The sequence below is a fragment of the Halocynthiibacter namhaensis genome, from assembly GCF_000812685.1.
Classification (GTDB): Bacteria; Pseudomonadota; Alphaproteobacteria; order Rhodobacterales; family Rhodobacteraceae; genus Halocynthiibacter; species Halocynthiibacter namhaensis.
The window spans coordinates 415698-439308 of sequence record NZ_JWIF01000056.1 but is presented as its reverse complement, the minus strand read 5'-3'; the positions used below and the strand labels follow the sequence as shown (position 1 = coordinate 439308).

Annotated in this window: 23 protein-coding genes and 1 tRNA gene; 10 read left to right on the top strand and 14 right to left on the bottom strand. The window is 52.1% G+C overall.

Annotated features, from left to right (window positions below):
* Positions 1-51: 51 nt before the first annotated feature.
* The 3 genes from rarD to RJ38_RS10130 all read left to right on the top strand — a co-directional run bounded on the left by rarD (position 52) and on the right by RJ38_RS10130 (position 2787).
* A complete protein-coding gene (gene rarD / locus RJ38_RS10140; RefSeq protein ID WP_039018696.1) occupies positions 52-939 on the top strand; it encodes an EamA family transporter RarD in 888 nt (295 codons plus the stop codon).
* Positions 936-1583 carry an RluA family pseudouridine synthase gene (locus tag RJ38_RS10135; RefSeq protein ID WP_039018695.1) on the top strand — a complete coding sequence of 216 codons (648 nt, stop codon included), beginning with the start codon at positions 936-938 and terminating at the stop codon, positions 1581-1583. Before rarD ends, RJ38_RS10135 begins: the two co-directional genes overlap by 4 nt.
* A gap of 82 nt (positions 1584-1665) precedes the next feature.
* Complete coding sequence (locus tag RJ38_RS10130; RefSeq protein ID WP_039018694.1) at positions 1666-2787, top strand: beta-ketoacyl-ACP synthase III; 1122 nt, start codon at positions 1666-1668, stop codon at positions 2785-2787.
* Positions 2788-2867: 80 nt separating this feature from the next.
* On the opposite strand, the gene RJ38_RS10125 is transcribed toward RJ38_RS10130, so the two are convergent.
* Entirely contained in the window at positions 2868-4304 is a 1437-nt protein-coding gene (locus RJ38_RS10125) for an aldehyde dehydrogenase family protein (protein WP_039018693.1), read from the bottom strand.
* Between the two features lie 175 nt (positions 4305-4479).
* Between RJ38_RS10125 and RJ38_RS10120 the strand changes: the two genes are divergently transcribed.
* Positions 4480-5133 carry a peroxiredoxin gene (locus RJ38_RS10120; protein WP_039018692.1) on the top strand — a complete coding sequence of 218 codons (654 nt, stop codon included), beginning with the start codon at positions 4480-4482 and terminating at the stop codon, positions 5131-5133.
* 56 nt (positions 5134-5189) lie between these two features.
* Here the strand turns inward: RJ38_RS10120 and RJ38_RS10115 are convergent, their stop codons facing one another.
* The 4 genes from RJ38_RS10115 to RJ38_RS18500 all read right to left on the bottom strand — a co-directional run bounded on the left by RJ38_RS10115 (position 5190) and on the right by RJ38_RS18500 (position 9402).
* Positions 5190-5915 (bottom strand): aquaporin, encoded by a 726-nt coding sequence (locus tag RJ38_RS10115; protein WP_052245317.1) that lies wholly within the window; start codon positions 5913-5915, stop codon positions 5190-5192.
* A 108-nt stretch (positions 5916-6023) separates the two neighbouring features.
* Positions 6024-6809: a glycosyltransferase family 25 protein gene (locus RJ38_RS10110; RefSeq protein WP_039018691.1), complete on the bottom strand. Its 786-nt coding sequence runs from the start codon at positions 6807-6809 to the stop codon at positions 6024-6026.
* Between the two features lie 147 nt (positions 6810-6956).
* Complete coding sequence (pnp, locus tag RJ38_RS10105) at positions 6957-9089, bottom strand: polyribonucleotide nucleotidyltransferase (protein ID WP_039018690.1); 2133 nt, start codon at positions 9087-9089, stop codon at positions 6957-6959.
* 190 nt (positions 9090-9279) lie between these two features.
* A complete protein-coding gene (locus RJ38_RS18500) occupies positions 9280-9402 on the bottom strand; it encodes a DUF2867 domain-containing protein (protein WP_272945943.1) in 123 nt (40 codons plus the stop codon).
* Between the two features lie 94 nt (positions 9403-9496).
* On the opposite strand from RJ38_RS18500, the gene RJ38_RS10100 reads away from it, so the two are divergent.
* Positions 9497-9940, top strand: coding sequence for a hypothetical protein (locus tag RJ38_RS10100; RefSeq protein ID WP_039018689.1), 444 nt, complete (start codon positions 9497-9499; stop codon positions 9938-9940).
* A 334-nt stretch (positions 9941-10274) separates the two neighbouring features.
* On the opposite strand, the gene rpsO is transcribed toward RJ38_RS10100, so the two are convergent.
* From rpsO to RJ38_RS10080, 4 genes are all read right to left on the bottom strand, one after another.
* Positions 10275-10544 carry a 30S ribosomal protein S15 gene (gene rpsO, locus RJ38_RS10095; RefSeq protein ID WP_039018688.1) on the bottom strand — a complete coding sequence of 90 codons (270 nt, stop codon included), beginning with the start codon at positions 10542-10544 and terminating at the stop codon, positions 10275-10277.
* Between the two features lie 143 nt (positions 10545-10687).
* Positions 10688-10774: transfer RNA gene (locus tag RJ38_RS10090), tRNA-Leu, on the bottom strand.
* A 106-nt stretch (positions 10775-10880) separates the two neighbouring features.
* Positions 10881-11363, bottom strand: coding sequence for a hypothetical protein (locus RJ38_RS10085; RefSeq protein WP_052245316.1), 483 nt, complete (start codon positions 11361-11363; stop codon positions 10881-10883).
* Positions 11364-11439: 76 nt separating this feature from the next.
* Positions 11440-11916 carry an Lrp/AsnC family transcriptional regulator gene (locus tag RJ38_RS10080; protein WP_420319416.1) on the bottom strand — a complete coding sequence of 159 codons (477 nt, stop codon included), beginning with the start codon at positions 11914-11916 and terminating at the stop codon, positions 11440-11442.
* 101 nt (positions 11917-12017) lie between these two features.
* Here RJ38_RS10080 and putA point away from each other — a divergent pair, with 101 nt between their 5' ends.
* The 4 genes from putA (at position 12018) to RJ38_RS18160 (ending at position 17471) form a co-directional block, all read left to right on the top strand.
* Entirely contained in the window at positions 12018-15491 is a 3474-nt protein-coding gene (gene putA / locus RJ38_RS10075) for a bifunctional proline dehydrogenase/L-glutamate gamma-semialdehyde dehydrogenase PutA (protein WP_039018687.1), read from the top strand.
* A gap of 48 nt (positions 15492-15539) precedes the next feature.
* The gene (locus tag RJ38_RS10070; RefSeq protein WP_039018910.1) at positions 15540-16286 is read left to right on the top strand and encodes a rhomboid family intramembrane serine protease; all 747 of its coding nucleotides are present in this window, start codon (positions 15540-15542) and stop codon (positions 16284-16286) included.
* Positions 16283-16678, top strand: a complete 396-nt coding sequence (locus tag RJ38_RS10065; protein WP_420319415.1) for a GFA family protein — start codon at positions 16283-16285, stop codon at positions 16676-16678. Before RJ38_RS10070 ends, RJ38_RS10065 begins: the two co-directional genes overlap by 4 nt.
* A 139-nt stretch (positions 16679-16817) precedes the next feature.
* The gene (locus tag RJ38_RS18160) at positions 16818-17471 is read left to right on the top strand and encodes a glycine-rich domain-containing protein (protein WP_052245315.1); all 654 of its coding nucleotides are present in this window, start codon (positions 16818-16820) and stop codon (positions 17469-17471) included.
* 117 nt (positions 17472-17588) lie between these two features.
* On the opposite strand, the gene RJ38_RS10055 is transcribed toward RJ38_RS18160, so the two are convergent.
* From RJ38_RS10055 to RJ38_RS10045, 3 genes are all read right to left on the bottom strand, one after another.
* Positions 17589-18401 carry an inositol monophosphatase family protein gene (locus RJ38_RS10055; protein WP_039018686.1) on the bottom strand — a complete coding sequence of 271 codons (813 nt, stop codon included), beginning with the start codon at positions 18399-18401 and terminating at the stop codon, positions 17589-17591.
* A gap of 78 nt (positions 18402-18479) precedes the next feature.
* Positions 18480-18974, bottom strand: a complete 495-nt coding sequence (locus tag RJ38_RS10050; protein ID WP_039018685.1) for a hypothetical protein — start codon at positions 18972-18974, stop codon at positions 18480-18482.
* 3 nt (positions 18975-18977) lie between these two features.
* Positions 18978-19964, bottom strand: a complete 987-nt coding sequence (locus RJ38_RS10045; RefSeq protein WP_039018684.1) for a 2-hydroxyacid dehydrogenase — start codon at positions 19962-19964, stop codon at positions 18978-18980.
* Positions 19965-20102: 138 nt separating this feature from the next.
* On the opposite strand from RJ38_RS10045, the gene RJ38_RS10040 reads away from it, so the two are divergent.
* On the top strand, positions 20103-20615 hold the full coding sequence (locus tag RJ38_RS10040; RefSeq protein ID WP_039018683.1) for an SH3 domain-containing protein: 513 nt from the start codon (positions 20103-20105) through the stop codon (positions 20613-20615).
* Between the two features lie 71 nt (positions 20616-20686).
* Here the strand turns inward: RJ38_RS10040 and RJ38_RS10035 are convergent, their stop codons facing one another.
* Positions 20687-22699, bottom strand: a complete 2013-nt coding sequence (locus RJ38_RS10035; RefSeq protein ID WP_039018682.1) for a M3 family metallopeptidase — start codon at positions 22697-22699, stop codon at positions 20687-20689.
* Positions 22700-22762: 63 nt separating this feature from the next.
* Positions 22763-23560 carry an amino acid ABC transporter permease gene (locus RJ38_RS10030; RefSeq protein WP_039018681.1) on the bottom strand — a complete coding sequence of 266 codons (798 nt, stop codon included), beginning with the start codon at positions 23558-23560 and terminating at the stop codon, positions 22763-22765.
* Between the last annotated feature and the right edge of the window lie 51 nt (positions 23561-23611).

Sequence of the window (23611 nt, the reverse complement as noted above, 5' to 3'; positions counted from 1 at the left end):
TCCTTTCCTTCACACAGATACCTGCCATAAAGGCCGAAAGAGGAACACGCGATGACAACCGAAGATAAAGACACCCCAAAAGGTTTAGCCTTGGCAATCACGGTATATCTATTGTGGGGGTTCCTGCCGCTTTACATGAAACTGTTGTCCCACATCCCGGCGGCAGAAGTGGTGGCACATCGCATCATTTGGTCCTTGCCGATTGCGGGCCTGGTGCTGATCATCGCGGGCCGCACAAAAGATCTGCGCGTGATCCTGCGCGACCCTAAAACCCTGATGATGGCCATGGTGCCGGCGGCACTTGTATCGCTGAATTGGGGGATCTACGTCTGGTCGATAACATCTGGAAATGCGCTGGATGCAGCGCTGGGGTATTACATGAACCCGCTGTTCAGCATCTTGTTGGGCGCGGTCCTGCTGCGCGAAAAACTGACGCCTTGGCAAAAGATTGCAGTGGGAATCGCCGGTATTGCCGTCGGGATTTTGGTGTTCTCGGCCGCAACCATGCCATGGGCGGCCTTTGGCATGATGCTGACCTGGGGCTTCTACGCATTTTTCAAGAAATCCCTACCGATTGGACCGAACCAAGGTTTTCTGCTTGAGGTGATGTTGCTGACACCGCCAGCCATGCTTTACCTGATCTGGGTGCATTTAAACGGCGGTGGGTTCATGCTGACATCCATGAACAATACATTGTTATTATCGGGGTGTGGCGTGGTCACAGCGGTGCCTTTGCTGATCTATGCCAACAGCGCAAAACTGCTGCGCCTGTCGACAATCGGGATTTTACAGTATATCGCACCGACGATGATTTTCTTGACCGCAGTCTTCCTGTTCGGAGAGGAAATTGACCCCGCGCGACGCATGGCCTTCCCCCTAATTTGGCTGGCGTTGTTGATATATTCCGTGCCGCTGATCCGGCAAATGAGAGCAAAATGAGCGCAGATTACAACCCGCCAAACGACCCTTTGGTGGTCATTCACGCTGATCACCACTTGCTGTTGGTCGACAAACCCGCCGGGCTTTTGTCGGTGCCAGGCAAGGGCGAACATCTGGCCGATTGTTTGATTGCGCGGGTACAAACCGCCTTCCCCGAGGCCCTGCTTGTGCATCGGCTTGATCGCGATACATCCGGTGTGATGGTCTTTGCCCTGACCCCGCATGCGCAGCGCCATCTTGGCCTGCAATTCGAGAAACGTCACATGAAAAAAACTTACGTGGCAAAGGTTTATGGGACATTAGAGCCGAAAGAAGGCACGGTTGATCTGCCGCTTATCGTGGATTGGCCGAACCGTCCTTTGCAAATGGTCTGCCATGAAACGGGCAAGGCAGCGCACACCGACTGGCGGGTTTTACGCCATGAGGACGGCACAACACGCGTGCGGTTGTTTCCCAAAACCGGGCGTTCGCATCAGTTGCGGGTGCATATGTTGGCGTTGGGTCATCCGATTTTGGGCGATCCATTTTATGCCACGGGTGAGGCCCTTAATGCGCCACGCTTGATGTTGCATGCAGAAACACTGCAATTGCGTCACCCGGATGGGGGCAAAGGTATGCGCTTCACAGCAAAGTGCCCGTTTTAAGCTGACGCCCCAATTGACCAAGGGTAAAGCTTGAAAATACGCGACAATCCCCGCATGTTCACCCATGGATTGAGAGGGCACTATGTATAAAGCGGTTATTTCCGGCACGGGCGTATTTACCCCGGAGAATGTCATCACCAATGCTGAGTTGGTCGTGACGTTCAACGCGTATGCGGATAAGTGGAACGCAGAAAATGCGCCTGCAATTGAAGCCGGTGATGCAAAACCCATCGGCCATTCCAGCGAAGAATTTATTGTTGCGGCATCGGGCATTCACCAGCGCTATGTCATGGATAAGACCGGAATTTTAGACCCAGAAGTAATGCATCCTCTGCTGCGTCAACGCGATGACACTGAACCTGGGATCATGGCAGAAATGGCGGTTGATGCCTGCAAAAGGGCGCTGGCTGCGGCGGGTAAGACCGCAACTGACGTGGATGCGGTGATTGTTGCAGCCTCCAATATGGAACGCGCCTATCCGGCGATTGCGATTGAGGTGCAAACCCTTCTGGGCGTACAGGGATTTGGTTTTGACATGAATGTCGCCTGTTCGTCTGCCACCTTTGGCATGCAGGCGGCAGCGGACATGGTGCGCGCGGGGACGGCGCGCGCAATTCTGGTTGTAAGCCCCGAGATTTGTTCCGGGCACCTTGAATGGCGTGACCGCGACTGCCACTTCATTTTCGGGGATGTGGCCACCGCGATTTTGGTCGAACGCGATGATCTGGCACAGGCCGGAAGTTTTGAAATTATATCCACCCGTTGCGCGACCGACTTTTCGAATAACATACGCAACAACAACGGATATTTGCGTCGCTCTCGGCCAGATGGGGTCAGGGATCGCCGCGATATGCAGTTCATGCAAAACGGGCGAAAAGTGTTTAAAGAAGTACTGCCCATGGTCTCGAAACACATCCTTACACATTTGGCAGACGAGAGCATCGCAGCCGACGATCTAAAACGTCTCTGGCTGCATCAGGCCAACAAAGCGATGAATGATTTCATCGGAAAAAAAGTGCTGGGGCGCGTACCAGAAAATGGGGAGCAACCTAATATTTTGCAGGATTACGCCAACACAAGTTCGGCTGGATCAATCATCGCCTTTAGCAAATTTTCGGATGATTTAGCCCCTGGCGACCACGGGGTGATCTGTTCATTTGGCGCAGGTTATTCCGTGGGATCCGTGATTGTAAAACGAACCTGAGCCTTCTCATCTTTCAAAAAATACTCAAATAAAAACGCCCGCGAAAGACGCGGGCGTTTCTGTATTCCAGATCGGGAGGATTAATCCTGCCAACCAGATACGGATTTGGTTTCAAGGAAGTCCTCGATGCCCCAATGGCCGCCTTCACGTCCGATGCCGGACTGCTTGTAACCACCAAATGGCGCACCTTGGGCACGACCAACACCGTTGATTTCAACCATGCCTGAACGCATCGCACGGGCCACGCGGATCGCACGATCTTTGTCTTGGGTCTGCACATAGTTGGTCAGACCGTAAACCGTGTCATTGGCAATCGCGATCGCTTCTTCTTCCGTGTCAAACGGGATCATCGCCATGACCGGGCCAAAGATTTCTTCACGCGCGATGGTCATCTCATTGTTCACATCAGCAAATACAGTTGGGCGAATGAAATAGCCACGATTCATGCCTTCTGGGCGACCAGTGCCTCCAGCAACGACACGTGCACCTTCATCGATGCCCTGCTGGATCAGATCTTGAATCTTATCGAACTGAATCTCAGATACGACGGGCCCAATGTGACGACCCTCATCGGAAGCTTGGCCAATCGTGACCTTGCCAGCGGTCTCAGACGCAATTTCAACGGCTTGATCATAGTATGACCGCTCAACCAGCATACGTGATGGGGCGTTACAGCTTTGACCCGTGTTGTTCATCATATGCAAAACGCCGCGCTTAACGGCTTTTTCATCGGCATCTGCGAAGACGATATTTGCGCCTTTGCCACCAAGTTCAAGCGCAACACGTTTGATGGTATCGGCAGATGCTTTGGTGATCGCGGTGCCCGCGCGGGTGGAGCCGGTGAAGGACACCATATCAACATCGGGATGCACAGAAAGTTGCGACCCAACACCCGGGCCATCACCATGCACCATGTTGTAAACGCCGTTTGGAATGTCAGCGGCATCCATGATTTCTGTGAAAACGATGGAAGACAGCGGCGCAACCTCAGACGGTTTCAAAACCATGGTACAACCCGCAGCCAATGCACCGGCAACTTTCAACATGACCTGGTTCATAGGCCAGTTCCAAGGCGTGATCAGCGCGCAAACGCCAATCGCTTCGCGCAGAATACGGTCATTCGGGGCATCTGCACGCAGCATGCCGTCAAATTCGAACCCTTCAAAAGCGTCGATGAAACCCTGCAAATGCCACGCACCTGCGCCGGTTTGGGATGTGCGCGCCATGGAAATTGGTGCACCCATTTCCATAGAGATCGCTTGTGCCATATCTTCGGCACGATCATTGTAAGCGGCCAAGAGGCGTTCCAAGGCGGCCATGCGGGCTTCTTTGCTGGTGGTGGACCAAGCTGGGAAAGCTGCTTTGGCAGCTGCGACAGCTGCATTGGTATCCGCTTGACCACCAAGTGAGATCACGGCGCAAACTTCCTCATTGGAAGGGTTAATGACATCACAGTCATTTGCCGCAGCAGGTGCCACCCAGGCACCATTGATGTAGAAATCGCGTTTTTCGAGCATGGGACAGACTCCATTGATAGATTTGCGTCACCCTTGCATTTGATCAAATTCTTAGCAAGCCGGAAGACGACATTAAATCGCGCGATTTTGCACACTGGAAACAAGCCCTGCGCATACCTATAGTTAAAGTAGAAGCCGGGCGTTCAGTCGCGGCATATTACCGGAGGACGTGCCCATGGGGTTGCGCATTAACGATGTAGTTCCTGATTTCAAAGCGCAAACCAGCGAAGGCGAGATCAATTTCCACGATTGGATCGGCGACAGCTGGGCGATTTTGTTTTCACACCCAAAAGATTTCACCCCTGTGTGCACGACTGAATTTGGGGCCGTAGCCCAGTTGGCGGATGAATGGGCACGTCTTGGCACCAAAGTGATCGGTGTTTCTGTCGATGGCGTGGATGACCACAAGAAATGGATCGGCGATATCGAAAGCTATTCCAAAGCAGATGTGGGTTTCCCGATCATCGCAGATGAAGGTCTTGCGGTTTCAAAAGCTTTCGACATGCTTCCCGCAGAGGCTTATTTGCCCGATGGACGTACACCTGCGCACAGCGCGACCGTGCGTTCTGTATTCATCATCGGACCCGACAAACAGCTAAAACTGTCAATGACTTACCCAATGTCAGTGGGCCGTAACTTTGCAGAGATCGTGCGTGCGCTGGAAGCCTTGCAAACCACGTCAGCCAAAGGTGTTGCGACGCCTGCGAACTGGGTGTCTGGCGAAGATGTGATCATTCCGCCAACCGTTTCCAATGAAGATGCAAAGGCGAAGTTTGGCGAATTTGAAACCATCTTCCCTTACCTGCGCACAACAAAAGAGCCGTCCTGATTCCCCAGAACGGCTCTCTCGTGGTGGCTTAGCCCGCAGTGAATGCGGGCGGGCCGTTACGCTTTTTCTTCAGCTTCTGCAGCCTCAGCTTCGATCTCAGCTGGGGCTTCTTCTTTTGCGTCCAGAAAGCCGGATTTAAACAGAAGGCCAGCTGCGATGCCGCCGATCACTGGTGCGATGATGAACATTGGCAGTTGCAACAATGCTTTGTCATCAAGGGCGAACAGAGCTGGGCCAATGGAACGCGCCGGGTTCACAGATACGCCGGTGACCTGGATGCCCACTAGGTGAATCGCAACCAATGTCAGACCAATCACAAGGCCAGCCATTGCCGCAGGTGCGCCTTTGCCTGTGGCTCCAAGGATCACAACAACAAACAAGAAGGTTGCAACAACTTCAAAAATGAACGCTGAGAAGAAATTATATTCGCCAAGGTAACCCGCGCCCCAGCCATTCTGACCCAGACCGCCTTCATAGCCAGCACCACCAAGCGCGATGATTTTCAGCAGGAATGCCGCAGCAACTGCGCCTGTAACCTGTGCAATGATGTATTTGATGGCTTCCGTTTTTTCCATACGACCAGCCGCAACCGCACCGATAGAAACCGCCGGGTTAATGTGGCAGCCAGAAATCGGCCCGATGCCGTACGCCATGCCAACAAGGGCAAGACCAAAGGCCAAACTGATGCCAACTTGGCCAATTTCCGGGGCCAATACTGCCGTACCACAGCCAATAAGCACAAGGGTGAACGTGCCGATGAATTCTGCAATTTGTTTGTTCATACTGATTACCTTCCAATCAAACCGGGGGTTCCGGTGTCTGGAGATACCCTAGAGAAGCACAAAAACTTGAACACGGGGAATATCCGCGAATTTCACGCAGCTGTGAATTCAGCGAAAATCCACGGGAACATATTTGAACCCCGGAATAATGTCTCTAATCACCCTACGAATTTGCATAACAACACGCATAATCTCTCTGTAAACCAATGCGATACCCTGAGGCCTATTTCTTTGGGTGCGGATGCGGCGCCCCTGGGCCAAACTAGATTCTTTGGCGGCATCGGGTAGAAATACCTTTTTATAAAATTGCTGCTGCACGCACAAGGCGGGTACAATTTGCTTGGGTTCAAACCCAAAATCCAACTCAAACATGAAGATATCAAGCGGTGCGGTAACTTTTTGTGACTTCTTTAACATGTCCATCGCTACGTTCTTTGAAAGAACATAGCCCGCCGCCCCTAAATGTGTCGAATGTAACGGATGCAGCTTTCTTGTTTGAAACAGATCAGCCTCAGGGGCGCCAAGCTTAACCTTTAAACATGTTGTTTCAAATCTAATCAGTCCGGTGTTTTCTGGGATCCAGTCTGTCGTTTCTAGAAACTCTTTGATCCCCGGCGACAACAGAATATCATCTTCAAATATCACCCCGTATTCTTCGTCCCCTTCTGCGATCTTTTCCCAGATATTGCGGTGGCTTAAAAAACAGCACAACTCTGATTTTGTGATATTATGCGTTGAATCTTGCCAGACAGATGCCTCTGCATCCGACAGGCTATTGGCATCGATTGCAGAAAACCTCTCAACGGTAAGATCTAAATCCAGAAGATGTTGTTGCATATAGGCGCGGCGTTCTGGGCGGTTATCAAGGTTAATATACCAAGCAGGAATAGTCATCAAAGCCTCATAGTTTGAAATTAATTTTGCAAACCATGACACGCGTTAAATTGCTGAGAATATTATCAATACATAAATGGAAATTCAACATAGAAAAAGCCCCGGCGTTTCCACCGGGGCATTCAAATTCATTCAGTTAGACGCAGCTTAGTCTTCTTTGGCTTCTGGCTTCACTTCTTCGCCAGTTTCCTGATCAACCACTTTCATGGACAGGCGTACTTTGCCGCGATCGTCAAAGCCCAAAAGCTTAACTTTCACATCTTGGCCCTCTTTGAGGACGTCAGATGGGTGGTTCAAGCGACGGTTTTCGATTTGTGAGACGTGCACAAGGCCGTCACGCTTACCGAAGAAGTTCACAAACGCACCGAAATCAACGATTTTCACAACTTTACCGTCGTAAACTTGGCCTTCTTCAGGCTCAGCCACGATGGAATAAATCATGTCATAGGCTTTCTTAATTGCTTCACCATTTGGAGATGCAATTTTGATCACGCCGTCATCATTGATGTCGACTTTCGCGCCGGACACTTCAACGATTTCACGGATGACTTTACCGCCAGAACCGATAACTTCACGGATCTTGTCGGTTGGAACCTGCATGGTTTCAATGCGTGGGGCGTGTACTGAGAATTCAGCAGCACCCGTCAAAGCTTTGCTCATTTCATCAAGGATATGGATACGCGCGTCTTTGGCCTGTGCCAGCGCTTTTTCCATGATCTCAGGTGTGATACCTGCGATTTTGATGTCCATTTGCAAAGATGTGATACCGTTTTCAGTACCCGAAACTTTGAAATCCATGTCGCCCAGGTGGTCTTCGTCACCCAAGATGTCGGTCAGGATTGCGTAGTTGTCAGCATCTTCCAGGATCAGACCCATGGCGATACCAGCAACGGGTGATTTCAATGGAACGCCCGCGTCCATCATGGACAAGGAACCACCACAGACAGACGCCATGGAGCTTGAGCCGTTTGATTCAGTGATCTCAGATACAACGCGCACGGTGTATGGGAAATCAGTCGCAGCAGGCAGAACAGCCTGAAGCGCACGCCATGCCAGTTTACCGTGACCGATTTCGCGGCGACCGGTGAAACCAAAGCGACCAACTTCACCCACAGAATAGGGTGGGAAGTTATAGTGCAGCATGAAGTTTGATTTATACGTGCCGTGCAGCGCGTCGATCATTTGCTCGTCGTCTCCGGTGCCCAATGTGGTCACAACCAGACCTTGGGTTTCGCCGCGTGTGAACAGGGCAGAACCGTGGGTCCGTGGCAGCAGGCCAGTTTGAGACGCAATCGCGCGAACAGTTGTGGTGTCACGACCGTCGATACGTTTGCCGGTTTTAACAACGTCACCGCGCAGGATAGAGCTTTCCAGCTTTTTCATTGCGGAACCGAGGTTCTCATCGCCAAGCTGTTCTTCAGTCAAAGCAGCAGTGATGGTCGCACGAGCGGCCGCAACAGCAGCAACACGTTCTTGCTTGTCAGTGTTGGCGAAAGCAGCGCGCATGGCGTCTTCACCAGCCGCTTTAACAGCAGCGGACAATTCAGAGTAATCAGGTGCAGCAAAGTCGAATGGTTCTTTTGCAGCGTCTTCAGCCAGATCAATGATTAGGTCGATAACTGGCTGGAACGCGTCATGCGCGAATTTAACCGCACCCAGCATTTCAGCTTCAGACAGCTCATATGCTTCGGATTCAACCATCATCACAGCGTCTTTGGTACCGGCAACAACCAGGTCCAAACGTTGATCAGGATTGTCACGCAGCTTGTGCATGTCGTCGATTGTTGGGTTCAGAGCGTATTCGCCGTCTTCAAAACCAACACGTGCCGCACCGATTGGGCCCATGAATGGCGCGCCAGACAGGGTCAAAGCAGCAGAAGCCGCGATCAAGGCAACGATGTCAGGATCGTTAACAAGGTCGTGGGACAGAACGGTACAGATGACCAGAACTTCGTTTTTGAAGCCTTCAACAAACAGTGGACGGATCGGGCGATCGATCAAACGGCTTGTGAGAGTTTCTTTTTCAGTTGGGCGTGCTTCGCGCTTAAAGAACCCACCAGGGATCTTACCAGCAGCGTAGTATTTTTCGTTGTAGTGCACGGTCAGAGGAAAGAAATCCTGACCCGGCTTTTGTGACTTAGCGAATGTCACGTTTGCCATGACAGAAGTTTCACCAAGCGTGGCAATCACGGTGCCGTCAGCTTGACGTGCAACTTTGCCAGTTTCGAGTGAAAGCGTTTCTTCGCCCCACTCAATCGATTTTTTAATTTCGTTAAACATCATCGTTTCCTGATAGGGAGCAACCCAGCCTTCCGGGCCTCCCGTTTACATGGTGGCCGCATTGCCACCGACCCAAATTATCATTCTTTGGCGCACCAGGGTCCAGGCACACCGTCTCAGATGGCTGGGCCATACAGGAAAAAAGGGCCGTTGGGAAGGAAAACTGTGTCGTTGAGTGCCTTGAAGGGTTTTAAGTGCTGAAACGCGATCGCAGGCCACGCAGCATCCTATTGACGATCAACTTATGGCCGGGGCCAACCGCAAACATATACTCATGCCCAAACCAATTATGCACCACTACAGAGGACGTGATCGTCAGGTCAGGCGCTCGGGAATTATGCGATCACAGACTGTTGACGGAAATATGATGATGGGGCAGTTTGGGTAAAACTTCAGGAAATATGAAAATGCATAAAATCCTCTTATCAACTATCAGCTTTTGGGTCGTGCTAGGCATTGGCTTTTCTACAAGCTTTGCCAGTACACCCTGTGAGGTATTGGTAGGTTCAGTTCCTCAGTTAGGACGCACGAAAGAGGCATTTGCTGCAGGGAGGTATAACGAGTTTTTTGAGTTTACGGACCATATTGCAAAATCACCGACCGGTTCAACTACAGACCAATCGATAGATCTTCTTCGCAATACATTCCCCGTTGGCTTCAGTTTATACTCAACCATTATGTCAAAAAAGATATCTGAACGGTTTGTGTCAGAAATCGTAGTTATGCAAGATGATCAAGGCCAAGCGGTGTTCCTAGGCTGGGATGCAATCAATACCAATGGAGCTTGGAGCATAGCAAATTATTATGTGTCAGGTGACTTTACGGAAATCAGGGAAACTTGGGGAAATTAAATGGCTGCTAACTGGTCGAAATAGTAGGACCACCTCTGCTAGAGGTATGATAGGCGAAAATTATGCAGTATCAGGACGTAGGTGTATATTATACTTAGCTTAATTCTTAAATTACCAAATGGTAAAATTTCAACTGGCGCGCGTGGGTTTTTTAAATTTATATGCCGTTTGTTTAACGTGATGTGCGGAAGGGACTGTTGCATTAATTTCACTGGCTTCTGAAGAGCGTTACTCTTCCGCGATCAGGCATCGATTGAGAACAAACCACTGAGAATCTCTAACCGCTCAAAGTAAACGCCCACCGTAAATGGCAGGCGTTTTGTAGTTCGGAATCTTAGCGGCGCAGGCCGAGACGTTTGATCAGGTCTTGGTAACGTGCTTCGTCTTTGGAACGTGCGTAATCCAAAAGTTTACGACGCAGAGCAACCATTTTCAAAAGACCACGACGACCGTGGTTGTCTTTTTTGTGGGTTTTGAAGTGCTCAGTCAAAGTCGCGATACGCGAAGACAAGATAGCAACCTGTACTTCAGGTGAACCAGTGTCACCTTCTTTGGTTGCGAATTCTTTCATCAAGCGTGCTTTTTCTTCAGCAGTAATCGACATCGGGGTCTCCTTAATAAGAGTTAAAAGAATGGCGCAGGCCGGGATGTCGTCCAGCACAGGCCCATGGAGTGTCCAGTGATTCTTAAGCAAGGATCAGCGGACAGCTGCACATAATAGATTTTGCAACGAAAGAAAAGGAAAATTGGTGCGGGCGGTGGGACTCGAACCCACACGGGCACAAGGCCCAACAGATTTTAAGTCTGGTATGTCTACCATTCCATCACGCCCGCGCCGGGCTAGGTCATTGACCTTGGGCCGACAATAATTTGTTTTGCGCTGGGGGCAAGTCGATAACAGCGGCAGAACGCCTGCCGCTGCATTTTTTTCAAATTGCGATCAACGCAGCCAAATAGCGCCAGATTCACAAAGCGCCTTACAATCGCTTGCATCGCGACCAAGATCCTCAAAGTTCAAGATGCTGTGCATCGCGCCACCGGTGAAACGTGGGTCGTCACATTCATTGTCATTGGCATAACTGCCTTCGTTGGTGCCGAAATTCACCTCAGCGCAGAGCGCGGCAGGAAATTCAGCCTGCGTGCGATTCACGCGCAATTGACCGATTTCGAACAAATGCCGACAATCGCTGGCATCTTTCCCGTTGTTCTCCGCATCTGTAGAGGTCGCAACCCCCCAACCGATAAAGCGGCTGTCATCACATTCCCAATCCCCAGTGAAGGGACCGGAATCATCGCCAAAATCAACGGTAGACAAAAGATCAACGGATGGTGGCAACCCAAAGGCCTTGGGGGTTTCAGCCACCGCAGGCATGCCCAAAATCAGTGAAAGAGTCAGCCCAGAAATAATTATAGCAGAACGCATGTTATGTTCCTTATCTTAACAAGTCATCACAGAGCTGTGAACCACATCACCACCACCCATGCAATGATTTTTGCGCTTAAATGCCGTCGTCTTTCACCGCTTGCATGGCCACATATGTTGAAGTGCTGCCAACATGGGGCAATGTCGAGATCTTCTCAGCCAAGACCCGCCGATAGGCACGCATATCTTTAGCGCGGATTTTAAGAAGATAGTCAAAATTAGCGGCCAACATATGGCACTCTTCGATCTCAGCGATTTGCAACACGGCTGCGTTAAATGCCGACAAAGCCGCTTCGCGGGTATCCGTCATGCGCACTTCGACAAAAGCCACGTGATCTAAACCAAGGCGCACCGGATCAAGCAACGCACGATATCCACGAATAATTCCTGTCTGCTCCAAGCGCTTCAGGCGGGTTTGCACCGGAGACTTCGACAGACCAATCCGTCGTGCAAGTTCAGTGACATTCATACGACCATCCGTGGCGAGTTCATCCAAAATCTTGTGATCAAATGAATCAAGCTCAAAAGCCATATCGCCCGTAAAATCAGACATCTTCAAACCTTTCGTTCGACATAGCATTCATATTCAGCCGGATAGACCAGTATTGACTTGATATGCTGGAGGAAATCAACCCTCACTTTCGCAGGTCAAACATGTCCCACGCCTCACTGTCCGCCCTCCGCCAGACCATTGACGCCCAGAAATATGCCGACGAGGCCAAGGTGCTTCCGGTTCTGATGCAAGAAACTGGCCTGTCGTCCGAAGACCGCAATCGTATCTCAGCGCGCGCCGCCGGCCTTGTGCGTGATATTCGCGGATCGGCACAGCCTGGCTTGATGGAAGTGTTTCTTGCGGAATATGGCCTATCTACGGACGAAGGCGTCGCGCTTATGTGCTTGGCTGAAGCCCTGCTGCGTGTCCCCGACGCTGACACAATTGACGCTTTGATTGAAGACAAAATCGCCCCTTCTGATTGGGGTAAACATCTTGGTGCATCATCATCATCCCTGGTCAACGCGTCCACCTGGGCATTGATGTTGACTGGCAAGGTATTGGAAGAAAAATCTCACGGGCTTGCAGGCCACTTGCGCGGTGCGGTCAAGCGTTTGGGCGAACCCGTCATCCGCACGGCCGTGTCACGTGCGATGAAGGAAATGGGCCGCCAGTTCGTGTTGGGCGAAGACATCCAAGCCGCCATGAAACGGGCAAAAGATTTGGAAGCCCAAGGCTATAGCTATTCCTACGACATGTTGGGTGAAGCCGCCCGCACGGAAGCCGACGCAAAGCGGTACCACCTGTCTTATTCCCGCGCAATTTCCGCGATCGCCACCGCGTGTACCCACGACAACATTCGTACCAACCCCGGAATTTCGGTCAAACTGTCGGCGCTGCATCCACGGTACGAAGAGGCAAAACTTGAACGTGTCATGACCGAATTGGTGCCGCGCGTGCGGTCCCTTGCATTGATCGCCAAATCTGCAGGCATGGGGTTCAATATTGATGCGGAAGAAGCAGATCGTTTGTCCCTGTCTCTCGATGTGATCGAAGCCGTTCTGGAAGCCCCCGGCCTTGAGGGTTGGGATGGTTTCGGCGTGGTGGTACAAGCCTATGGGCAGCGTTGCGGGGCCACAATTGATTGGCTTGCGACCCTGTGCGAACGCTTAAACCGCCGCATTATGGTGCGTTTGGTGAAGGGGGCCTATTGGGACACCGAAATCAAACACGCGCAAGAAATTGGCGCGCCGGGCTTCCCTGTTTATACCCGAAAAGCATCAACCGACCTGTCTTATATCGCCAATGCGCGCAAGCTTTTGTCGCGTACTGATGTTATTTACCCTCAGTTCGCGACCCATAATGCCCACACAGCCGCAGCCATTTTGGACATCGCGAAATCCGAGAACTGCACAACTGATGATTATGAATTTCAACGACTTCACGGCATGGGCGAACGCCTGCATGACATCGTTTTGGAAGCAGAAAAAACCGGGTGCCGGATCTATGCGCCAGTCGGTGAACACCGCGATTTGCTTGCATATCTTGTGCGCCGATTGTTGGAAAACGGCGCAAATTCATCCTTTGTAAACCAGATTGTTGACGAAGACGTCACCCCGGAAGAAGTCGCCTCTGATCCGCTGTCCGAGGTTGAAACATATATCACGGCGCCGCTCAGCACTGCATTGAAAACACCGGATGCCTTGTTTGGCGATCGCGCAAATTCACGCGGCTGGGATATCGCACATGCGCCAGAATTAAACGCCTTGGATCAACAGCGTGAGAAGTTCCGCAAACACAGATGGACGGGCACGCCATTGCTGGCGACAGACACCAACGCGGAAGCAGCGAAACCCGTGTTAAACCCCGCCAATAACGACGATGTTCCAGGGATGATTTCAGCAGCATCTGACGAAGATGTAAGGACCGCGATAGACGCAGCAACCCCATGGAATGAAACGCCCGGTCAACGCGCAAAGATCTTGCACAAGGCCGCAGATCTATATGAGGCACACCATGCTGAACTGTTCGCGTTGTTGACGCGCGAAGCCGGAAAAACCTTACCAGATGCAATTTCGGAACTGCGCGAAGCCGTTGATTTTCTACGTTTCTACGCTGATGAAGCCGTCAAGCGCACGGGCAATGCAGCGGGTGTATTCACCTGCATTTCACCTTGGAACTTTCCTTTGGCGATTTTTTCGGGTCAGGTGGCTGCGGCGCTTGCTGCGGGCAATGCAGTTCTGGCCAAGCCCGCCGACCAAACCCCTTTGGTGGCCTTTCGGGCGGTCCAATTGCTGCACGAAGCCGGCGTACCGCGCGCAGCCATGCAGTATATTCCAGGCCCCGGATCACGTGTTGGCGCAGCGCTGACTTCGAATCCAAAAGTGGGCGGGGTTTGCTTCACTGGATCAACCGCCACCGCCCTGCGCATCCGCCGTGCAATGGCCGAAAACCTAGCGCCCAACGCGCCATTCATAGCTGAGACCGGCGGCTTAAACGCGATGATCGTCGACAGCACTGCCTTGCCTGAGCAGGCCGTTCAAGCCGTCATCGAAAGCGCCTTCCAATCCGCAGGGCAACGCTGTTCGGCCCTAAGATGCCTATATATTCAAGAAGATATCGCAGATGGCTTCCTGAAAATGTTGCATGGCGCAATGGATGAGCTTGCACCGGGCGACCCTTGGAACATTACAACAGATACAGGCCCCGTCATCGACGAGGCAGCCCGAAAATCAATCGCAGATTACGTCACTGACGCGCGGAACAACGGACGTATCCTGCATGAATTGAAGGCGCACGACAGTGGCAATTTCATCGCCCCCACAGTTCTGTCTGTAAATGGCATCGCGGAAATGACCCGCGAGATTTTCGGGCCCATCTTGCATGTTGCGCGCTTCAAATCAATAGAATTGGATCAGGTGATTGATGACATCAATGCCACAGGATACGGTCTAACATTTGGTCTGCACACACGCATTGATGACCGGGTCCAACATGTGGTTGAGCGCATTCACGCGGGCAACGTTTATGTGAACCGCAACCAAATTGGCGCGATTGTAGGGAGCCAACCCTTCGGCGGGGAAGGGCTTTCTGGTACGGGGCCAAAAGCTGGTGGGCCTATGTATCTAAATCGCTTCTATGCGACAGACACACAATTTACAGATGCGGCATCCGCCGAGAAAACCGATGTATCTGATCTGCAAGCTGCGCTGCAAACCCAAACCCGCATGGCGACTGATGCCGAAGACAGCACCGCCTTGCCCGGCCCAACAGGTGAAAGCAACCAGCTGTCAACGCATGTGCGGGATCCGCTGCTGTGCATGGGGCCAGGCTTTGAGGCAGCACAACAACAATTGGACGCGGTTCAGGCCGCGAAAGGGTGTGGCGTGATTGCGCATGGGCTGTCCCCGCTCGAACTTCAGGAACTGTCTGGAATTTCAGGCGCAATTTTCTGGGGTGATGAAGCAACAGCGCGCACATATGCAACGGCTCTGTCCCTGCGCGAAGGCGCTATTTTGCCTTTGATCTGCGAGATCCCCGACGAAAGCCGGACGCTGCTGGAACGCCATCTTTGCATCGACACGACCGCGGCGGGTGGCAACGCCGCTTTGCTGGCCGAAGCCGGCGACAGCTAAACACAAGGCAGGCTTGACCTTATTGGGCGCATGGGTAACCGTGCGCCCATGCTTATACCCATCCGCGATCATAATCCATCGACCCAAAAACCCTATGTCACTTGGGGACTTATGGGTATCAACATCCTGATATTCATGGCATATTGGGGCCGAATGGACGATATTAACGTTTTTGTCCCGCTCTATAACACATGGGCGTTACAGCCGATTGATGTATCCCACGGCAGCGAATTCTATACCCTTCTCAGCTATCAATTCCTGCATGGCGGCTTTATGCATCTCGCAGGGAATATGTTGTTTCTATGGATATTTGGCGACAACCTTGAAGAAGAGCTTGGCCATCTTGGCTTTCTAGGTTTTTACCTGATGTCCGGTGTCGCCGCTGGCTTGATGCAGGCCTTGGCGGACCCCGGCAGCTACATCCCCATAATAGGTGCCTCTGGCGCAATAGCTGGGGTGATGGGCGGATATATGCTTTTGTTTCCAAAGGCAAAAGTAGACGTTCTGCTGTTGATCATCATCTTTTTCAAAATTTTCAGTTTTCGCGCCTGGTTGGTTTTGGGTGTATGGTTTGGGTTTCAACTGTGGTCAACGTTTACGGGCGGCGACAGCGGGGTCGCTTGGCTGGCCCATGTCGGCGGGTTCATCGCCGGAGCCACCTTGATGCTGCCCATTTGGTGGCGCAAGGGTGGGTTCGATTTTTGGCAGCGAAGCCAAGGGCATCCCGACCACCCCGAAACGAAATACGGCCCATTGACCCGCAGCTCGATCCCTAAAATTCGGAGAACCAGATGACTTTGCCAGAGATGAAATATCCGTTGAAGCTGACCTGCCATTGCGGCGCGGTTGAACTGGCCGTGACCCTATCCGATGGCCTTGCGTCTGCGCGGCGCTGCGACTGTTCCTATTGTCGGCGACGCGGTGCCATTGCCCTATCCGCCCCTGTGGACGGAGGTATCGTGATCAAGAAAGGTGCTGACAATTTATCGCTTTATCAATGGGGTACCGGACAAGCCAAACATCACTTTTGCAAAACTTGCGGGATTTACACACATCACCAGCGGCGGTCTGATCCAACGCAATATGGGGTAAATGCCGCCGCGATTGAAGGTCTTAATCCATCCGAGATGGGGGATATTCCTTGGGCTGACGGCGTCAATCACCCAAAAGACCGTGGTGATCAATAGAACAGCGGGCCAGCCCCCACCCACCTGCGATAGCTTCCCCCGGCATGTTTGCCGCAAGCCCATCGTCAGCTTTGTCACATAACTGTCATGTTCACGCGCTATTCTGGAGGTACAACTAGAGAACATAAAGGAGGCTCCGATGACCTCTCTCAATACTCAGCTATGGGAGCTGATTTCGAATTACAAAATGCCTGCAGATGCTTCAGGCCTACCATTTACAGAACAGTTGATGGCCGAGAACAGTATCTCACGTGAAACCGCCGACGTAGCGATCACTGAATATCGAAAATACATGTACCTGTGTGCCACCCGGGCAGAACGCAACGTTCCCTCTAAGGCAGTCGACTTGGTTTGGCATTTGCATATGCAACACAGCCGCGACTATTGGGATGGGTTCTGTAAGGCGCTGGGCAAGCAGGTTCACCACACCCCCGGCGGTCAAGGCTCCCAGCATTTAGAGGATTATAAAGCCACTCTTGCGGCATACAAAGATCTGTTTGGAAGACCCCCAAAAGGCATTTGGAAGCAAAACAGTAAGGTTGGGGCTTTCTTTACGCTGATATTCTTAACGGTGTTTGTTTTCTTCAGCAGCAATGCAATTGCACAGGGTGAGAATACTCTGCTTGGAATACTCTTTCTGGCCATCCCGCTCTACACGATCATAGCAACGCTAAACAGCCTAACCACCAAAGGCGAATTCACCTTGATTTTCGGGGGCAACGATCCTTTCGCTGATGATGACGCAGGTGACTGTGGTTCAGGAGATGGCGATGGCGGCGGTTGCGGCGATTAAACCCCGCCCCCCCATTCTGAGGCCGCACATCTCATCAAGCCGACACACAAAAACCCGACACGATTTAAGCGCCGGGTTGAATGCAATTTTCTAGATCCTATGGATCACTGAGGCAGATTAGCCTTCAGTAACGTCCGCAAGGTCGCGATCGCGGATCACTTTGGAGAACCGATCAAAGATCGCTTCATTAGACGCAACCACATGGCCGGTTTCCAGAATTTTCTGTTCTTCGCGAATAGGTTCAGCAAAACCGCCCGCTTCACGCACGATGATCAAACCAGCCGCAACTTCCCATATTTGCAAGCCACGATCCCAAAAGCCGTCAAAGCGACCCGCAGCCACATAAGCGAGGTCAAGCGATGCCGCACCCCATGACCGTACGCCTGCACAAGCTGGCGCCACACGCGCAACATCTTGCAGGCAAGCAGGAAGGTATTTGCCACCAGCGTGCGGAACGCCCGTTGCAAAGACACTTTCAATCATACGATTGCGGCCAGAAACGCGAAGGCGGCTTTCGTTCACCCAAGCACCCTGACCTTTTTCAGCAAAGAACAATTCGTCTTTGGCTGGATCATAGATCACGCCTGATACGATTTCACCTTTGTGTTCCAAAGCGATGGAAACCGCGAAATGTGGCGTGCCATGCAGGAAGTTTGTGGTGCCACCCAGCGGATCAACGATCCAACGGCGAGTCGGGTCTTGGCCCGGGATTTCTTTGCTTTCCTCGGCACACCAACCATAGGTCGGGCGTGCATCCATAAGCTCCTCTTTCAAGATCGCCTCGGCGGCAATATCAGCGCGCGACACAAAGTCACCTGCGCCTTTCATAGACACCTGGAGGTTCTCGACCTCACGGAAGTCTTTGGCGAGGGAACGGCCTGCCTTGCGGGCGGCCTTCATCATGACGTTAAGATTTGCGCTGCCTTGCATCAAACGGACTCCTTTGGCTCAGGGGCGGCGTATACGCCTTGCAGCCCTCTTTGCCAAGGGGTTGCGACGCATTCGCCACTAAATCATCGGATCATAAGACCACTGTAGCAAAGCTTGGCGTTGGCGAGGCCTGCAAAACACGTCACCAACATCACAATTCGCCCGAATTTGTCCCGCGTGTCGGGCAAAGCCCTTCCAACGTTTGATTTGGATTTCATCAATTGCGGGCAATCGCCGCCCCAGCCAATACCGGCAAAACCACTGAAACCAACCGCGCGGATCAGGCCCGTAAATCCAGCCCTTATCACGCCAAACTGACAGGGGCTGGCGGCTTTTGATACCAAAATAGTTCACATCCGGGTTCGCCTGATCTGACAGTTGTGCCGCTACAAACCAATCAGCAGGGAATTCAGCCCGGCAATCATTCAGATACCGGCCTTCAAACACACCCATCTCAAGCATTTTGGCCGGGCTGAAGAATGGGTTGAATTCCACAGAAAAATCCGTACCTTCCTGTGCCTCCAAAGCGTAAACATAACCCTGCTGCATTCGATCATTTACGGTAATTATCATCGCTCATAACATGCCAGGAACGACCTGATCAGGTGGACGGTGACCATCATCAAACGTCTTGATGTTGAGCAAAACTTTTTCACCCATCTCAAGGCGACCTTCCACAGTCGCCGACCCCATATGTGGCAGTAAAACAACGTTATCGAGCTCACGCAGCCGTGGGTTCACATCTTGGCCGTGTTCATAAACATCTAGACCGGCACCTGCGATTTCATGATTGCGCAACATCCGTGTCAGGGCGTTTTCATCAATCACCTCACCCCGAGAGGTATTAACGATCACCGCATTGGGCTTCATCAACTTCAAACGGCGCGCATTCATCAGGTGAAAGGTTGACGGGGTATGCGGGCAATTGACCGATATCACATCCATACGGGCAACCATCTGATCTAGGCTTTCCCAATAGGTCGCCTCCAGTTCAGATTCGGTGTCAGCATGCAAACGCTTGCGATTGTGGTAATGGATCTGCATTCCAAACGCCTTGGCGCGACGCGCCACCGCCTGTCCGATACGCCCCATGCCCAAAATACCCAGACGGCGACCACCAATACGCCCGCCCAGCAATGCCGTTGGGGACCAACCCTCCCAATCGCCCGTCTGCATCACAGCAAGGCCTTCGGGAATACGGCGCGTTGCCGCCAACAAAAGCGCCATCGTCATATCCGCCGTGTCATCAGCGGAAACACCAGGTGTGTTTGACACCAGAATGCCGCGCCTACGGGCCGTTTCAACGTCGATATGGTCGACGCCTGCACCAAAGTTCGCAATCAGCTTCAAACGTTCCCCCGCCCGCGACAAAAGCCGGGCATCAATTTGATCGTTGATGGTGGGCACCAAAACATCAGCGTTTTGCATTGCCGCAGCCAATTCGTTGTCAGACATAGGCGTATCGTCATCACGCAGCGTGACATCAAACAATTCAGTCATGCGAGTCTCTACCGCCTCGGGCAACCGTCGCGTCACGACAACACTTAACCGTTCCTTTTGCATCGATTTACTCCCGGATCTTTTCTTTGCAATCTGTTAATGCCAAGTTGACCGATACAGACGCAGGGCACAAGAACTCTGCCGGGTCAGATCGCAATTTTCCGACCTTTTTGAGAATAAAGCACAAGGGCAAGCCGTCGCATGGCACGTATCTTATCAATTATATTGGCATTATCGCTTTCGACCGGCGTGTTTACAGGACGTGTCCAGGCACAGGATACCCAAGAAACCGGGCAAGTCACCAACCTGCCAATTCCGCGTTTCGTGTCGATGAAAGCATCAGAGGCAAATATTCGCCGCGGCCCCGGCTTAACCCATCGGATCGATTGGGTTTTTCAACATCGCAATATGCCTCTGCAAATCACGGCTGAGTTCGCCAACTGGCGGCGCGTCGAAGACATCGATGGGGTGGGCGGCTGGGTCCATTATTCACTTTTGTCGGGCACCCGCACGGTGATCATACGCGAAGACCTTCTGTCTATGCGGGCCAGCGCCACTGAAAATGCACGTGAAAATGCCCGCATTGAAGGCGGCGCCATCGCACGCCTGATGGAATGCACCATAGATTGGTGCCGCATTTCTGCCGACGGCTATCGGGGCTGGGTGCCGAAATTTTCCATCTGGGGCGTCGCCGAAACAGAGCTAAGAGAATAATCTCCCAGTCTCTGTTTCATCTTGCCTGAAATACTTCGGGGGTGTGGGGGCTGGCCCCCACTGTCCATAGATCACGCCAAGCCCCGCCCTTTCAAAAGTGCGGTCGCATCTGGCATCCGCCCACGGAAGGCTTTGTACAGCACATCCGCTTCTTTTGAGCCGCCCGCTGACAGAATATTATCCTCTAGGCTTCTGGCCAATTTCGGATCAAACGGACCATCCGCTTCTTCAAAAGCTTCAAACGCATCCGCATCCATGACCTCAGACCACATGTAGCTGTAATAACCAGATGAATATCCATCACCCGTGAACACATGGGCGAACTGCGGGGTCCGGTGGCGCATTTCTATGGCTTCAGGCATGCCAATGCTTTTCAAAACATCTGCTTGTTTTACCATAACATCATCCGCTGGTGTGCCTTCATGGAACGCCAGATCCACAAGCGCTGAGGCGACGAATTCAACGGTTGAGAACCCCATGTCATAGGTCTGTGCATCCAGAAGACGCTGCAACATGTCTTGCGGCATCGCCTCGCCAGTTTCCGCATGGACCGCGTATTTCGACAGGACTTCGGGCACGCTTAACCAATGTTCATATAGCTGGCTTGGCAGTTCCACAAAGTCACGCGCAACAGAAGTGCCCGAGATGGTTTCATAACGCACATCCGACAACATTTGATGCAACGCATGGCCAAACTCATGGAATAGCGTCCGGGCGTCATCAAATGACAAAAGCGCCGTTGCACCGGGTGCTGGTTTGGCGAAATTACAGACATTCACCACATGGGGCGCCGTATCGCCACCCAGTTTTTTCTGCGCGCGCATCGCCATGCACCAAGCCCCAGATCGCTTTGACCCACGTGCAAAATAATCCCCGATGAACACCGCGATATGTTTTCCGTTACGGGTCACGTCCCAAGCACGCACATCTTCATGATACATATCCGCATCAAGCGGAGCGAATTCCAAACCGAACAGACGCGTGGCACAATCAAAGCTGGCTTGGATCATCTTCTCAAGCTGCAGATATGGCTTCAACTCAGCCTCGTCCAGATCATGTTCGGCTTTGCGACGACGTTCAGAATAATGATGCCAATCCCAGGCCTTCAAATCACCGTTGATGCCATCTTCACGCATCATTCCCTCAAGAATGTCTTGGTCTTTCAACGCCGCAGCCCGTGCCGGTGCCCAGACCTGCATCAGCAAATCACGCACATTATCCGCATTACCCGCCATTTCGGTTTCAAGCTTATAGGCGGCGAAATCCGCATAGCCCAACAATTGCGCACGTTCATGGCGAAGGGCCAAGGTTTCCGCCGCTATGCCACGATTGTCGGTAGAACCACCATTCGCCCCACGTGCGGCCCAAGCCTTATAGGCCCCTTCACGCAGATCGCGACGGGTGGAAAATTGCAAGAACGGCACGATCAAGGATCGCGACAAGGTCACGACATGTCCGTCCAGGTTTTTTTCTTTTGCAGCACCCTGCATGGCCTCAAGCAGAAAATCGGGCAACCCACCCAAGTCATCCGCGCCCAACTCCATGAACCAATCACGTTCATCCGCCAGCAGGTTCTGTCCAAATTCGGTGCCCAATGTCGCAAGACGCGATTTCACTTCGGTCAAGCGATCGCGATCATTCCCTTCAAGATCCGCACCAGAACGGATGAAATTGCGATGATATAGATATAGCAAACGTTGTTGCTGTTCATCCAGCCCGTCTTGGTTTTCCCAAAGGGTTTTGATCCGCGACCAAATCTGCGCATTCATTGTCAGTTCAGACCCATAGGCCGACAATTTCGGCGCAAATTCACTTTGCAGTTTTTCGCGTGCCGCATTGCTGTCAGCCCCTGCAACACCATAAAATGTGCCCAAAACGCGGCCCAAGCTTTCGTCAGTCAGTTCAAGTGCTTCAATCGTGTTGGCAAAACTTGGGGCATCTTTGTTTTCGGCGATCTCAGTGATCCCTGCGCGACCTTCGGACAAAGCCGCATCCATTGCGGGTGCAAAGTGCTCGTCTTTGATGTCCGCGAAGGGCGGCAGTTCAAACGGCGTATTCCAGGGGGCGAGAAGCGGGTTGGTCATAAAGATCTCCTTTGAAAAGGAAGCTATGTCCCGCCAGCGCAATCGTCCAGAGCCGAAGTCAGATCAGGGGTATTTTCCGCGCATCTTTGCTTCAAGTTTTCGTAATAACAGCGACAACGTGACCGTCAGCGTCAAATATAGCATTGCGACGACGTTATAAGTCTCAAAATAGCGAAAATTGCCCGCCGCTGTGACCTTGCCAAGCTGGGTGATATCAAGAACCCCTAGCACAGAAACAAGTGATGAATCCTTGATCATCGCAATGAAATCATTACCCAAAGGCGGCATGATCGTGCGGATAGCTTGTGGGAAAATGATATGTCGAAAGCGTTGCCAGCCGTTCAAACCCAAAGCCTCAGCCGCTTCGATCTGGCCTTCTTCCACCGACAAAATTCCCGCGCGAAACACTTCCGAGATAAACGCCGAATAGCCAATGGTCAGCGCAATGATCGCACGCCATAAAAAGGTAAAATCGCGCGTGCGAATAGGGTCAATTCCGATACTTTCAGCAAGAAAGTTCCAGCCCTGAACGATACCAGGTGCCACAACGAAACTGACGTAAAGCAAGATCACAAGGATCGGAAGTCCGCGAATAACTTCGACGTAAAAGCGCGATAATTGGCGTAATATTTGATACTTAGACAGGCTTGCCACCGCCAACATCAGGCCAAAGATCGACGCCAAAAGGAACCCAATAAGCGTCACGAATACCGTGATTTTGACGCCCTTGAACAGCTTCCCAGCCACCTGTTCATACAGGGGGTTCCCGACGACTTGGAACACGAAAAAAGCCGTGAACGCGATGATCGCGACCAGCCACCAAGGGAAATCGGGTTTGTCTTCAGAAGGTCTGGGGGTCATCTTGGAAAAAATTATAAACGTAAGAAAAGCGCCCCGGTGAAATGCCGGGGC

Excerpts from the sequence above, each read along its gene's own strand:
- rarD (WP_039018696.1), top strand. The coding sequence starts at position 52 with ATGACAACCGAAGATAAAGACACCCCAAAAGGTTTAGCCTTGGCAATC.
- RJ38_RS10040 (WP_039018683.1), top strand. The coding sequence starts at position 20,103 with ATGGCACGTATCTTATCAATTATATTGGCATTATCGCTTTCGACCGGC.
- putA (WP_039018687.1), top strand. The coding sequence starts at position 12,018 with ATGTCCCACGCCTCACTGTCCGCCCTCCGCCAGACCATTGACGCCCAG.
- RJ38_RS10070 (WP_039018910.1), top strand. The coding sequence starts at position 15,540 with ATGCTTATACCCATCCGCGATCATAATCCATCGACCCAAAAACCCTAT.
- RJ38_RS18160 (WP_052245315.1), top strand. The coding sequence starts at position 16,818 with ATGACCTCTCTCAATACTCAGCTATGGGAGCTGATTTCGAATTACAAA.
- RJ38_RS10045 (WP_039018684.1), bottom strand. The coding sequence starts at position 19,964 with ATGCAAAAGGAACGGTTAAGTGTTGTCGTGACGCGACGGTTGCCCGAG.
- RJ38_RS10115 (WP_052245317.1), bottom strand. The coding sequence starts at position 5,915 with ATGAACAAACAAATTGCAGAATTCATCGGCACGTTCACCCTTGTGCTT.
- RJ38_RS10055 (WP_039018686.1), bottom strand. The coding sequence starts at position 18,401 with ATGCAAGGCAGCGCAAATCTTAACGTCATGATGAAGGCCGCCCGCAAG.
- rpsO (WP_039018688.1), bottom strand. The coding sequence starts at position 10,544 with ATGTCGATTACTGCTGAAGAAAAAGCACGCTTGATGAAAGAATTCGCA.
- RJ38_RS10030 (WP_039018681.1), bottom strand. The coding sequence starts at position 23,560 with ATGACCCCCAGACCTTCTGAAGACAAACCCGATTTCCCTTGGTGGCTG.
- RJ38_RS10135 (WP_039018695.1), top strand. The coding sequence starts at position 936 with ATGAGCGCAGATTACAACCCGCCAAACGACCCTTTGGTGGTCATTCAC.
- RJ38_RS10080 (WP_420319416.1), bottom strand. The coding sequence starts at position 11,916 with ATGTCTGATTTTACGGGCGATATGGCTTTTGAGCTTGATTCATTTGAT.
- RJ38_RS10035 (WP_039018682.1), bottom strand. The coding sequence starts at position 22,699 with ATGACCAACCCGCTTCTCGCCCCCTGGAATACGCCGTTTGAACTGCCG.
- RJ38_RS10065 (WP_420319415.1), top strand. The coding sequence starts at position 16,283 with ATGACTTTGCCAGAGATGAAATATCCGTTGAAGCTGACCTGCCATTGC.
- RJ38_RS10085 (WP_052245316.1), bottom strand. The coding sequence starts at position 11,363 with ATGCGTTCTGCTATAATTATTTCTGGGCTGACTCTTTCACTGATTTTG.
- RJ38_RS10130 (WP_039018694.1), top strand. The coding sequence starts at position 1,666 with ATGTATAAAGCGGTTATTTCCGGCACGGGCGTATTTACCCCGGAGAAT.
- RJ38_RS10110 (WP_039018691.1), bottom strand. The coding sequence starts at position 6,809 with ATGACTATTCCTGCTTGGTATATTAACCTTGATAACCGCCCAGAACGC.
- RJ38_RS10050 (WP_039018685.1), bottom strand. The coding sequence starts at position 18,974 with ATGATAATTACCGTAAATGATCGAATGCAGCAGGGTTATGTTTACGCT.
- RJ38_RS10100 (WP_039018689.1), top strand. The coding sequence starts at position 9,497 with ATGCATAAAATCCTCTTATCAACTATCAGCTTTTGGGTCGTGCTAGGC.
- pnp (WP_039018690.1), bottom strand. The coding sequence starts at position 9,089 with ATGTTTAACGAAATTAAAAAATCGATTGAGTGGGGCGAAGAAACGCTT.
- RJ38_RS10120 (WP_039018692.1), top strand. The coding sequence starts at position 4,480 with ATGGGGTTGCGCATTAACGATGTAGTTCCTGATTTCAAAGCGCAAACC.
- RJ38_RS10125 (WP_039018693.1), bottom strand. The coding sequence starts at position 4,304 with ATGCTCGAAAAACGCGATTTCTACATCAATGGTGCCTGGGTGGCACCT.